Consider the following 12,310-nt stretch of genomic DNA (forward strand, 5'->3'; position numbering starts at 1 on the left):
TTCAGCTGGCGGCCAGGATGGCGGGCCGGGTCGCCGCGGGAAAACGGTGCGGCGGCCAGCGCAATGCCTTTTGTACCTTCACCCAGTCGAAGCCGGGGCCGGGATCCTGCTTGCGCCCGGGCGCTATGTGCTCATGTCCCGCAATGTGCGCGATGGGATAGCGCCGCGCGATGTCCTGGCAGAGCGTGGCCAGCGTCCGGTACTGGGCGGGTTCGAACGCCAGGCCCTCCAGGCCCTCCAGCTCGATGCCGATCGAGTCGTCATTGCATTGGCTGCGCCCGCGGTAGGCCGACTGGCCTGCGTGCCAGGCCCGCAGATCGCAATCCACGAACTGCCAGAGCGCACCGGTGCGCTCGATGAAGAAATGCGACGACACCGCCAGTCCGCGGATACTCTGGTAGTAGGGATGGGCATCCCAGTCCAGGGTGTTGGTGAACAGCTGTTGCACTGCGCCCCCTCCGTACTCGCCCGGCGGCAGGCTGATGGAATGCACCACGATCAGGTCGATGGCGGACCTGGCCGCTGCCGGGCGCGTGCCATGGTTGGGGGATGGGAGCCTCGTGGCCGCGCGGTGCCAGCCGCCGTCCCACGGCGGTGGGTCCGCCGGCGCTGCCTCCTCAGCCCACGTCGTCATGCGGGTCCTGGTCGTTGGGCACGGCGATGTTCAGCCGGGCGATCCTGTAGCGTATCTGGCGCAGGCTGATGCCCAGCCGGGCGGCGGTGGCGGTCCGGTTGAAGCCCGCCTCGCGCAGGGCGCGGATCAGGATGTCGCGCTCCTGCTGGTCAAGCCATGCCTGAAGATCGCTGGGCAGCGTCACCAGGCTGCCCGCGCCGGGCGGCGGCGCGGCCGGGTAGGCGCTCTGCGGGTCGGCGGGGGACGGCATCGCGGGCGCTGGCGCCGCCCGTGTCCTCGGGGACTCGGCGGCCCCCCCCGAGGGCCCGTCCACATGCAGCGCTTCCCCATCGCTGAGCGCCACGGCCCGGTGCAGCAGGTTTTCAAGCTCCCGGACATTGCCGGTCAGCGGGTGCGCGGCGATGGCGTGGAGCGCGCTGTCGGTCAGCGGGGGGACCGGCATGCCCGATTCCTGCGCGATGCGCGAGAGCAGCGCGGCGCACAGCACCGGCAGGTCCTCGCGCCGCTCGCGCAGAGGGGGGATCAGGATCTCGATCACGTTGAGCCGGTAGTACAGATCCTGCCGGAAGCGGCCCGATTGCACATCGGCGGCCAGGTCGCGGTGCGTGGCGCTGACGATGCGCACATCCACCGTCTCCTCCTGCGTCGAGCCCAGGGGCCGCACGCTGCGCTCCTGTATCGCACGCAGCAATTTGGACTGCATGGCCAGGGGCAGGTCGCCGATCTCGTCGAGAAACAGCGTGCCGCCACGGGCCGCCTGAAAATAGCCGTCGCGATCCTGGGCGGCGCCGGTGTAGGAGCCCTTGCGGGCGCCGAAGAACTCCGCCTCGAGCAGGTTCTCGGGAATGGCACCACAGTTCACGGCCACCAGCGGGCCATCCGCGCGCTGGCTGCTGGCATGCAGGGCCTGCGCCACCAGTTCCTTGCCCGTGCCTGATTCACCGTGAATCAGCACGGGCGCCATGCCGCGCGCGACCTTGGCCACCCGCTGCTTGACGTTGCGGATCGCCTCGGAGGTGCCCACCAGCCGGTCCAGGGCGGTGCCCGCTGCCAGGGGATCCGCGCCGGCCGGCGCAGGCCGGCCTTGCACTCCACCGCTGCGCGCGGCCCGGGGCGCGGGGACACCACCCGTGCCCTGCACCGCGGAGGCGACAACCGACCGGAACTGCTTGAGGTCCACCGGCTTGGTCATGTAGTCGAACGCGCCGGAGCGCAGGGCCTCCACGGCGTTCTCGGCCGACCCGTAGGCCGTCATGACCACGCAGCGTTCGCGGCGCTGCTGGTCACGCAGGTCCTGCAGCAGTTCCATGCCGAACCCGTCGGGCAGGCGCATGTCGGTGATGACGGCATCGAACCGGTGGGCCTTGAGCTGCTCGCGTGCCTCCTGCACGCTGGACGCAGTCTCCACACGATAGCCTTCGCGCAGCAGCGTCAGCTCGTACAAGGTGCGCAGGTCGGGTTCGTCGTCCACGACGAGGATGGAGGCGGCAGGGGCGTTCATGGCAATGCGTTTCAGACCACGATGGTGTCAAACAGCGTGGCGGCTTCGGTGGGGCGTGTGGTGCGGCGAAAGCCCACGGTGAAGGCGTTGCCTCCCACCTCGCCCCGCAGGGTGGTGCGGGTAAGCCGCTGGTAGCTGATGGACGCCCCATGGCGCTGGCACAGCTCGCGGCAAATATACAGGCCCAGGCCGCTGGAGCGGCTTTCGGATGAAAAGAAGGGCTCGAACAGGTGGCGCTCCACCGATTTGTCCATGGGGGCGCCGTCGCTCCAGACTTGCAGGCTGATCTGTCCCGACGGCAGGGCCCGGGTGGTCACCGTGAGCGAATCGGGCTCCTGGCCCATGTAGCGCAGCGCATTGTCCAGCAGATTCACGAGCACGCGGCGCAGATGCTCCGTGTCGAATTCCACCTGGGTATTGCCCGCTTCGAGCATCACCACCGCGCGGCGCTGCAGGGGGTCCTGCGCCTGCCAGTCATTCCAGACCAGCGCCACGGTTTCATCCAGCGGCAAGGTGGATGCCGGCGCGTGGCTGATCTGGTGCTGCACACGGGCGATGTCCAGCACCTCTTCGGCGATGCGGGCCAGGCGGTCCGCATTCTGCTGCACCATGCGCGCCAGCCGTTTCTGGGCGGGGTCGTGCAGGTCTTCCTCGAGCAGGGCGTTGGCCTGCACGATGGCGGCCAGCGGGTTGCGGATCTCATGCGCCACGGCGGCGGACATGCGGCCCATGGCGGCGAGCTTTTCCGTGCGCAGCCGGGCTTCCATCTCCCGCAGATCGTGCAGGAACATCACGCACAGGCGCTCGGTCTGCGCCTGGCGCGCGGCTTCGCGCGTCGAGGTCAGCCAGGTGCGCACATGCAGTCCGGTGGGGCTCTGTCCCGGATGGAGCAGGTCCACGTCCGCGGTCTGGGAGTGTTCCTGGCGGAAAGTCCTCCGTGCCAGGGTGACCAGCGGGTTCCAGGGCGTCTCGGACGACAGGATGAAGGGCAGTTCGGGCAGGGCCGCGCCGCCGAGAAGCTGGAGCCCGGCGGGATTGGCAATGCGCACCACATCGCTTTCGTCCACCACCAGGACCCCGTCGGTGAGGTTCTGGATGACCAGCGCGCTGACCTGGGTCTGCACCCGGGCGGCGACCTGGCTTTGCTGCGCCACTTCCTGCTCGCGGGCCAGGCGGGTCGCGAGCTGGTGCACGAGGTAGCTCACGATGAAGTAGCCCGTGCCAGTCAGCGCGCTTTGCAGGTAGCGCGGCGCATCGTCGCCCGCGGTGCCGGAGCCCATCCACCAGGCCCAGCCCAGCAGCAGCAGCGTCACGCCCGCCGTGGTGCCCAGTGCCAGGGTCAGGGTCCCCAGCACGGCCGCCATCAGGATGGGCAGGCCAAACAGGGGGGTGTAGTTCATGGTGCCCGCATGCAGCAATTGCAGCGCGGCGATGGCGGCAAGGTCCACCCCGATGGAGGGCAGCCATTGCGGGCCGGCCCCCGGCGACGGCGGGCGGTGCCTTGCCAGGATGCGCAGCAAGGTGGTGGCCGCGAGATACAGCGCACACACCACCAGCACGGCCGGCTCCGTGGCCTGGTTGATGGCCTGACCCGCACCTTGCAGCACGAGGAGAGCCAGTGCCACCATGACGCGGCCGGTCAGGAATCCCCGCCACAGCCGCACGAACGGCGCCTCGACCACGGATGTGAAGGTGCTGGCGGACAGCGCTGGCATGGCCGGTCTCAGGCCGGGCCCAAGCGCCGGTGCTCGGCGCAGCAGTAGGCCTGGGGGCCGACCATCAGCGCTTCGGCCTGGGGAACGTGAACGCCGCAGTGGGCACAGGCAAGCATGTCTTGCGGAAGCGCCAGGGGCGGGGGTCTGGAAGACTCCGCGCCGGTCGCGCGGCGTCCGCGCCAGATACCGATGGCAATGACCAGCACCACCAGCAAGACCAGGTATTTCATGCGTTGCGGCCCAGAACGACTTCCATGACAAAGCGGGATCCCACGTAGGCCAGCAGCAGCAACGCCGAGCCTGCGTACAGCACGCGCACCGCATTGCGGCCCCGCCACCCGAAGCGCGCACGCCCCACCAGAAGGGTGGCGAACGTGAGCCAGGACAGCAGGGAGAACACAGCCTTGTGGTCCCACCGCCAGGCCCTTCCATACAGCGTGTCGCCAAACAGCCAGCCCGCCAGCAGGGTCGCGGTCAGCAGGATGAAGCCCGCGGTCACGAAGCGAAAGGTCAGGCGTTCGAGGGTCAGCAACGGAATGCCGCTGTGCGGGTCTTCGGCCTGCCGGATATGGCGCTCGGCGCGGGTCATGAGCCATGCATGCACCGCGGCGGCGCCAAAGAGGCCGTAGCAGGCGATGCCCAGCGCCAGGTGCAGGGGCAGCCAGGCGGAGGCCGCGACATGCAGGGGCTGGCCCGGGAAAACCAAGGCCAGCACCACGGCGATGGCGCCGAGCGCGGCCAGGATCCACCGGGCCTGCATCTGCGGAAACAGCTGCCGTTCCACCGCATACACCGTGAGCACGAGCCAGGCTGTCATCGACAGGGCCGGGGCAAAGCCAAAGCGGGGCGCCTCGCCCCAAAGCCCCCACACCAGCACCGCGCCATGCAGTATCCAGGCGACCAGCAGCGCATTGCGTGCTGCCGCGGCCCCCAGCCGCGAGGCGGCTGCGGCGGGCACGGCGTATGCCACGGCCGCGGCCAGGGCCAGCAGCCAGCTGACGGGGGAAGCACTGGGTAAAATCATGGGTACAGTTTAGCCTTTCGCCCCACCGCCAGCGCCCTGGCGGGCCCGCGTGCACAACGACAGCGTTGATGGCGCGCAGGCAATACCGGAACTTCTCCTATGGCCTCCGCCCTTACCGACAAACTCACGCGCCTCGTCAAGGAGATGCGTGGCCAGGCCCGCATCACCGAGTCCAACGTCACGGACATGCTGCGCGAGGTGCGCATGGCCCTGCTCGAGGCCGACGTGGCCCTGCCCGTGGTGCGCGACTTCATCGCGCGCGTCAAGGAAAAGGCACTGGGCCAGGAGGTGCTGGGCTCGCTCAAGCCGGGCCAGACGCTGGTGGGCATCGTCAACCGCGAACTCGCCGCCACCATGGGCGAAGGCGTGGCCGACATCAACCTGGCTGCGCAGCCGCCGGCCGTGATCCTGATGGCCGGCCTGCAGGGGGCGGGCAAGACCACCACCACGGCCAAGCTGGCCAAGCACCTGATCGAAAAACGCAAGAAGAAGGTGCTCACCGTCTCGGGCGACGTGTACCGCCCGGCGGCCATCGAACAGCTCAAGACGGTGACGAAGCAGGCCGGTGCCGAGTGGTTCCCGAGCACGCCGGACCAGAAGCCGCTCGATATCGCGCACGCCGCGCTCGACTACGCCAAGAAGCACTACTTCGATGTGCTGCTGGTCGATACCGCTGGTCGCCTGGCCATCGATGAAGCCCTGATGAAGGAAATCAAGGACCTGCACGCGGCGCTGAACCCGGTCGAGACCCTGTTCGTGGTCGATGCCATGCAGGGCCAGGATGCGATCAACACGGCCAAGGCCTTCAAGGAGGCGCTGCCGCTCACCGGCATCGTGCTCACCAAGCTCGATGGCGATTCGCGCGGCGGTGCGGCGCTGTCGGTGCGGCAGATCACGGGCGCGCCGATCAAGTTCGCGGGCGTGTCCGAGAAGCTCGACGGCCTGGAGGTGTTCGATGCCGAGCGCCACGCGGGCCGCATCCTGGGCATGGGCGACATCGTGGCGCTGGTGGAGCAGGTCACGGCGGGCGTGGACATGGAGGCGGCGCAAAAGCTGGCGGCCAAGGTCAAGAGCGGTGACGGCTTCGACCTGAACGACTTTCTTTCCCAGATCCAGCAGATGAAGCAGATGGGCGGGCTTTCCAGCCTCATGGACAAGCTCCCGTCCCAGCTCACCGCCAAGGCCGGCGCCATGGACATGGACAAGGCCGAGAAGGACATCAAGCGCAAGGAGGGCATCATCCAGAGCATGACGCCGCTGGAGCGGCGCAAGCCCGACCTCATCAAGGCCACGCGCAAGAAACGCATCGCCAACGGCGCGGGCGTGCATGTGCAGGAAGTCAACCGCCTGCTCAAGGAGTTCGAGCAGATGCAGGGCATGATGAAGAAGATGAAGGGCGGCGGCCTGATGAAGATGATGAAGAAGATGGGCGGCATGAAGGGCCTGGGCGGGGGCGGCATGCCCAAGATGCCCTTCTGAGATAGAGACATTTCGGCCTCTGGCGCTGATGGATAAAGCGCGAAAAGCCATAAAAAATATAGCAAAATAAAAAGCCGGCATGCATGCCGGCTTTTTTTGTGGGCGATGTGATCGCGAGGAGGCGACGGACTAGGCTGCCTTCAGCATCGGCTGTGCCAGGCGGCTGGCATGCAGCCATGCGCGGCGCAGCACGGGGGGCGACCAGGACTCCTCGGGAATCAGCAGCAGGCGCTGTGCGCGCATCGCCTTGCCCAGCGCGATCTGGCTGGTGAGCACGGCCAGCGGAATCGCCAGCGCCAGCGGCAGGCCCACGGGCATCAGCCACAGGAGGGCGCTGCTGTCGATCAGCGCAACACCCAGCGCCAGCAGGCCGATCACCACGCTCATGGGGGCCAGCTGGCGCACGGCATGGAGCCAGGGCACGGCGTGGGCCTCGCGCGGAGGCGATTTCCATTCCAGCTTCAGGCCCGTGAGCGCTATCAGTACGAACAGCGAATGCGCCAGCATGCGGATGGGGGCCTGCAGGATGGCCAGCACGCTTTCGAGCGCGGCGCTCTTGAGCAGGCTGAAGGCGCCGCCGTACTCCTTTTGCTCGCGGCGCATGAACACCGCGGCCACGCCCAGGATGCGAGGCAGGAACAGCATGCACAGCGTCCATGCCCACAGCGAGAGCAGTTCGGCCGGCAGGATGTGCCAGTCGGCCACGAGCTTGGCGCCCGAGAGCCACAGCGCCGTGCCCAGGGTGAGGAAGGCCAGCCACAATGGGGCCGAGAGGTAGGCCATGGCGCCCGTGATGAACATCGAGCGGTGCACGGCGTGGAGGCCGGGCTCGGCCATGAGACGAGCGTTCTGCAGGTTGCCCTGGCACCAGCGGCGGTCGCGTTGCAGTTCGGCCAGCAGGTCGGGAGGCTGTTGCTCGTAGCTGCCGACCAGGTCGGCCACCAGCCACACGTGGTAGCCCGCGCGGCGCATCAGGGCTGCTTCCACGAAATCGTGCGACATGATGCCGCCCGCCAGACCGCCCTTGCCCTTGATGGGCGCGAGTGCGCAATGCTCCATGAAAGGAGCTACGCGGATGATGGCGTTGTGGCCCCAGTAGTGGGATTCGCCCAGTTGCCAGTACTGCATGCCCAGGGTGAACAGGCGGCCTGTGACGCGCGAGGCGAACTGCTGCGCGCGGGCGTGCAGCGTGACGTGGCCGATGGCCTGCGTGGCTGTCTGGATGATGCCGGCGCTGGGGTTGGCTTCCATCAGCTTGGCCATTGAGACGATGCAGTCGCCGCTCATCACGCTGTCGGCGTCCAGCACCACCATGTAGCGGTAGTCCTTGCCCCAGCGGCGGCAGAAGTCGGCCACATTGCCGGCCTTGCGGTGCGTGCGGCGGGTGCGCAGGCGGTAGTACACCTGCACTTGCGGCTGCTGGCCGTGCTGGGCGAGGGCATCGCGCAGCGCCTCCCATGCGGCACGCTCGGCCTGGGCGATGGCGGGGTCGTAGCTGTCGGACAGCACGAACACGTCGAAGGTGGCACCGTGGCCGGTGGATGCGACCGACTCGCACGTGGCCCGCAGCCCGGCAAACACCGTGGCCACATCTTCGTTGCAGATCGGCATGATGATGGCCGTGCGCGCGTCGGGCGCCAGTTCGTGCTCCAGCACGCTGCGCACGGACAGCGCGTGCCGGTCACCGCGCAGCATCACCCAGAAACCCATCAGGCCGGTCAGGAAACCGGTGACCACCCAGGCGGAGAGCAGCGCAAACAGCGCGATCTGGCCGTACCCCAGCCAGGCGTTTTCATAGTCGGGCTGCACGCCCGCAAACAGAAAGCTGGCCAGGGCCGTGGTCAACGCGGTCAGCACGGCAAAGGTCCAGCGGCGGCGCTGCGCGGCGCCCTCCCAGGCCTGGGCCACGGCGGGGGCCGCGGGCAGGGCCGGGTGGGGCGCTGCGCTGCGGCCTGTCAGGCGCAGCAAAAGGGCGGTGCCCATGCTGTTCCAGAAGCCGCGCCAGGGAAGCGGTGCCATGGAGCCCCGGTTGACCGGGGGCGCGGTCACGGCATTGGGGTGCCGTTCCTCGCGCAGCGTGCTGCGCGGGATGCCGACAGTCCGGTGCTGCTGTAGGGGGCTTACTCGGGAAGAATGATGTGCGTCCATGTTTCACTCACAGCGTGGTTGTCGTGTTGAAGAAAAGCGCGCAGCTCGATCGGGCGATCGGCCTTTTGGCGCTGTACGCGAACGGTCATGCGCCACTGCTCGGTGGCGGGATTGCGGTAGACGATGTTTTCAAGCACCTTGCCGTTGGCATCGCTGGTCACCACGGCCTTCACGGTGGCGTCGGCGGGCAGGGCCTTGAGGGCGGGGCCGTCGAAATCGACCACGTACTGGGCCTGCTGGCGCAGGGCCTCGGCGGTTTGTTTGGTGTAGCCCATGCCCCGGCGCGATTGCGTGGCCCAGGCCCCGGGGGGGCGCTGCTGCTCGTCGCCCTGCCAGCTCAGCTCATAGGCAAATTCCAGGGGCTGGCCGGGGGCCGGCATCTGGGCCGGAACCCAATACGCCACGATGTTGTCGTGCGTTTCGTCGGGGGTGTGGAGCTGCACCAGTTCCACGCGGCCAGCGCCCCAGTCGTGCAGGGGGCGCACCCAGGCGCTGGGGCGGCGCTCATACCGGGCTTCCACGTCCTCATAGTTCGACCACTGGCGGTCGCGCTGCATCAGGCCAAAGCCCTTGGGGTTTTGGGTGGCAAACGATGTGACCAGTGTCTGCCTGGGGTTCTGCAGCGGCCGCCACAGCCATTCGCCCTCGCCCGTGGCGATCATCAGGCCGTCGGAGTCATGCACTTCGGGCCGGAAGTCGTCCTTGCGGGGCTGGTTCTCGCCAAAGAAGAACATGCTGGTCAGCGGCGCGACCCCGAGCGTGGCGATGGGCTTGCCGGAGCCGGGCCGCACAAAAATGCGGCTGCGCACGGTGGTGGTGGTCTGCGCGCCGGGCTGGATGTCGAAGCGGTAGGCGCCGGTGGCGCGGGGCGAATCCAGCAGCGCGTACACCGTGACCTGTGTGGACAAGGGGTCGGGCCGTACCAGCCAGAACTCGGTGAAGCGCGGGAACTCCTCGCCACTGCCGCCCACGGTGTCGATGGCCAGCCCCCGGGCCGACAGGCCGTACTGCTGGCCCTTGCCCAGCGCGCGGAAGTAGCTCGCGCCCTGGAAGACCACCAGCTCATCCTTGTAGGCGCTGGAGTTGAGGTGGTTGTGCAGGCGAAAGCCTGCAAAGCCCAGGTCTCCCCAGGCCTCAGGCCGCACCTGGTTCTTGCCATAGTCGAAGTCCGCACGGCTGTAGCCGATGTGGCGCGCGCCCTGCGGTGTGACTTCGTTGATCAGCACCGGCTCTTTCTGGTACAGGCCCAGGTGGAAGAACATGGCCTCGAACGGCAGCTTCTCGGTGCGCCACAGGGCGCGGTCGGGGCGCCAGCGGATGTCGCGCACCTGGTCGTAGTTGAGTTTTGCGAGGTCGGCGGGCAGCTTGTCGCTGGATGCGCGATACGGCTTCTGTGCCCGCTCCCGGGCGAGGCGGGTGACGCTGTCGAAATCGAAGCCTTGCGCCTGCGCAGTGCCTGCGAGCAGGACGGCGGCCAGCGCCATCACGGCCCGCGGGAGGCGGCCGATGGCGCGTGAACGGAGAGAAAAAACAGCTTGCATGCCGGAACTAGGGCAAACCCTGTGCCAGCTTGAAAAAACTGTTCTAAATCAAATGCTTAGGCCATCAACTGCATGTAAGCAGATGTGCAACCCCGCCATGGGAGCCGAAATGCCGGTTTTTTGTCGCCATCTGGCGACAGCGAATGGGGTCGTGGCTAAAAAACCCAGATAAATCAAATGCTTAGTCGTGTCGCCCATCGGCGACGTCGTCGTTGTCCGGGGCGTCATTCTTGAAGTTTCCGGGGGTCAGCGCGTGTTTTTGCAGCAGCCGGTAGAACTCCGTGCGGTTGCGCTGCGCCAGGCGCGCCGCATCGGCCACGTTGCCGTCCGTCATCTTGAGCAGGCCCACCAGGTACTCGCGCTCGAAGCGTTGCCGGGCTTCGGCAAAGCTCAGCACCTGGGTGGACGGCGTGCGCAGTGCGCGCTGCACCAGCGTCAGGGGCACCAGAGGGGTGGTGGACAGCGCGCACACCTGCTCGACAACGTTGTAGAGCTGGCGCACATTGCCGGGCCAGGCGGCCAGGGTCAGGGCCTTGAGCGCCTCGGGCGCAAAACCCGACAGGCGCTTGTCGTACTTGCGCGCCAGCTTGTCCAGAAAGTGGTTGGCCAGCAGCGCGATGTCCTCGCGCCGGTCTGCGAGGGTGGGCAGCATCAGCGTGACCACGTTCAGGCGGTAGTACAGGTCTTCGCGGAACTGGGCCGTGGCCATCGCCGCCTCCAGGTCGCGGTGCGTGGCCGAGATGATGCGCACGTTGATCGGGATCGCCTGGCTGGCCCCCACGGGGCGCACCGCGCGCTCCTGCAGCACCCGCAGCAGCTTGACCTGCAGTGCGGGGGGCATGTCGCCGATCTCGTCCAGCAGCAAGGTGCCGCCTTCGGCGGCCTGGAACAGCCCCTTGTGGTTGGTCACCGCGTCGGTGAAGGCGCCCTTGACGTGGCCAAACAGTTCGGACTCCAGCAGGGCCTCGGGGATGGCGCCGCAGTTGACCGCCACAAAGGGGTGGCTCGCACGGGGGCTGGCGCGGTGGATGGCCTGGGCCAGCAGCTCCTTGCCCGAGCCGCTGTCGCCCAGCAACAGCACGCTCGCATCCGACTGGGCCACCATGTAGGCTTCGGCCAGCAGGTCGGTCATGCGATTGGAGCGGCTCACGATCTCGGCGCGCCATGCCTCGTTGGCATGGGCATGTGCCACCGCAGGGGCGCTGAGCGCCAGGGCCTGGGCGATTTTCTCGAGCAGCTCCTTGCCGTCGTAAGGCTTGGTGAGGTAGGTGAACACCCCGCGCGACGTGGCTTCCACCGCATCGGGAATGGTGCCGTGGGCGGTGAGCAGGATGACCGGCAGCGAGGGGTGGCGTGCACGCACTTCGTCGAACAGCGCGAGTCCGTCGCGCCCTGGCAGGCGCACATCGCTCAGCACGAGCTGGGGGCGCGCCATGTCGAGCTGGGCCAGCGCGGCCTCGGCCGAGCCCACGGCCACCACGTCGTATCCGGCGGCATGGAGCCGCAGGGACAACAGCCGCAGCATGTCGGCGTCATCGTCCACCACAAGAATGCGGGCGGCGGGCGTTGCGCGGGAGGGGCGGGGAGCGGCTGCCATGGTCGTTGTCTCGCAAGCTCAGGGTGCCGGGCGCTGCGGGCTGCTGCCTGGGGTTGATGCCGGTGTGGCAGGAAGCGGGGCGGGGCGCGTGGTCAGGCTGCGTTCGATGGCGCGCACGGCCTCCAGCCGTTCGTTGAGCTGGTCGTTGCGGCGCTGTGCATCGCGCAGTTGTTGTGCCTGCCGCTCCAGCTGGTCTTCAAGCCGGCGTTGCTGCAGCAGCCGTGCCTCCATGAGGCGCGCAAGGGGATGCAGGGGCTGCGCCGCGGCAGCGGTGTTGCCCATCACGCGCTGCACCAGCCCGAGGGCACGTGCCGTATCGACGGGCTGGCGTGTCTGCGCAAGCGCAACAGCCAGGAGAAGCGGGGTTTCCGCCGTCGCGTCTTCCGCCTCGCCGAGGCGGGCGATTTCCCTGGCCAGTTCTGCAGCGGGCATGCGCAGCGTCCGGTCGGCCTGGGCCAGCACCTGCAGCACCGGTTCGGCGGCCTGGGTTGTGCCGGCGGCCGCGGCCTCGCCCGCCGGGAAGGACTCCGGTGCGTCCGGGGCCGGGGCGGCAACCGCCACGATGGGGGCGGGCGCTCCTGCCGCCGCTGCTGCCGCCTTGGGCGAGGTGGCATTGCAGCCCGTCAGCACGAGCGCTGCGGCCAGCGGCAAGATCCATGCAGGGGAATTCA

At 68.2% G+C, this 12,310-nt stretch carries 10 protein-coding genes; 1 reads left to right on the plus strand and 9 read right to left on the minus strand.

The genetic code is table 11. The features are described 5' to 3' along the window. Window position 1: 1 nt before the first annotated feature. Genes ampD through AC1RCS_RS11800 form a run of 5 tightly spaced genes read right to left on the minus strand, consistent with a single transcriptional unit; the run spans window position 2 to window position 4,874 of the window. Window positions 2–634 carry a 1,6-anhydro-N-acetylmuramyl-L-alanine amidase AmpD gene (ampD, locus tag AC1RCS_RS11780; RefSeq protein ID WP_492244561.1) on the minus strand — a complete coding sequence of 211 codons (633 nt, stop codon included), beginning with the start codon at window positions 632–634 and terminating at the stop codon, window positions 2–4. After that, the gene (locus tag AC1RCS_RS11785) at window positions 618–2,135 is read right to left on the minus strand and encodes a sigma-54-dependent transcriptional regulator (RefSeq protein WP_492244560.1); all 1,518 of its coding nucleotides are present in this window, start codon (window positions 2,133–2,135) and stop codon (window positions 618–620) included. Before AC1RCS_RS11785 ends, ampD begins: the two co-directional genes overlap by 17 nt. Window positions 2,136–2,146: 11 nt before the next feature. Continuing rightward, window positions 2,147–3,850, minus strand: coding sequence for a two-component system sensor histidine kinase NtrB (locus tag AC1RCS_RS11790; protein ID WP_492244559.1), 1,704 nt, complete (start codon window positions 3,848–3,850; stop codon window positions 2,147–2,149). An 8-nt stretch (window positions 3,851–3,858) separates the two neighbouring features. Beyond that, window positions 3,859–4,080 carry a PP0621 family protein gene (locus AC1RCS_RS11795; protein WP_492244558.1) on the minus strand — a complete coding sequence of 74 codons (222 nt, stop codon included), beginning with the start codon at window positions 4,078–4,080 and terminating at the stop codon, window positions 3,859–3,861. Continuing rightward, a complete protein-coding gene (locus AC1RCS_RS11800) occupies window positions 4,077–4,874 on the minus strand; it encodes a cytochrome C assembly family protein (protein ID WP_492244557.1) in 798 nt (265 codons plus the stop codon). The genes AC1RCS_RS11795 and AC1RCS_RS11800 overlap by 4 nt, the downstream gene beginning before the upstream one ends. A 99-nt stretch (window positions 4,875–4,973) precedes the next feature. On the opposite strand from AC1RCS_RS11800, the gene ffh reads away from it, so the two are divergent. Beyond that, entirely contained in the window at window positions 4,974–6,353 is a 1,380-nt protein-coding gene (ffh, locus tag AC1RCS_RS11805; RefSeq protein WP_492244556.1) for a signal recognition particle protein, read from the plus strand. Between the two features lie 129 nt (window positions 6,354–6,482). On the opposite strand, the gene mdoH is transcribed toward ffh, so the two are convergent. The 4 genes from mdoH to AC1RCS_RS11825 all read right to left on the minus strand — a co-directional run bounded on the left by mdoH (window position 6,483) and on the right by AC1RCS_RS11825 (window position 12,290). After that, window positions 6,483–8,501 carry a glucans biosynthesis glucosyltransferase MdoH gene (mdoH, locus tag AC1RCS_RS11810; RefSeq protein ID WP_492244555.1) on the minus strand — a complete coding sequence of 673 codons (2,019 nt, stop codon included), beginning with the start codon at window positions 8,499–8,501 and terminating at the stop codon, window positions 6,483–6,485. After that, window positions 8,474–9,985 carry a glucan biosynthesis protein G gene (locus AC1RCS_RS11815; RefSeq protein WP_492244693.1) on the minus strand — a complete coding sequence of 504 codons (1,512 nt, stop codon included), beginning with the start codon at window positions 9,983–9,985 and terminating at the stop codon, window positions 8,474–8,476. The genes mdoH and AC1RCS_RS11815 overlap by 28 nt, the downstream gene beginning before the upstream one ends. A gap of 238 nt (window positions 9,986–10,223) precedes the next feature. Then, window positions 10,224–11,639, minus strand: a complete 1,416-nt coding sequence (locus AC1RCS_RS11820; RefSeq protein WP_492244554.1) for a sigma 54-interacting transcriptional regulator — start codon at window positions 11,637–11,639, stop codon at window positions 10,224–10,226. An 18-nt stretch (window positions 11,640–11,657) separates the two neighbouring features. Further along, window positions 11,658–12,290 (minus strand): hypothetical protein, encoded by a 633-nt coding sequence (locus tag AC1RCS_RS11825; RefSeq protein WP_492244553.1) that lies wholly within the window; start codon window positions 12,288–12,290, stop codon window positions 11,658–11,660. Window positions 12,291–12,310 lie beyond the last annotated feature (20 nt).

Source organism: Acidovorax sp. GW823-FHT01C06 (assembly GCF_058798375.1).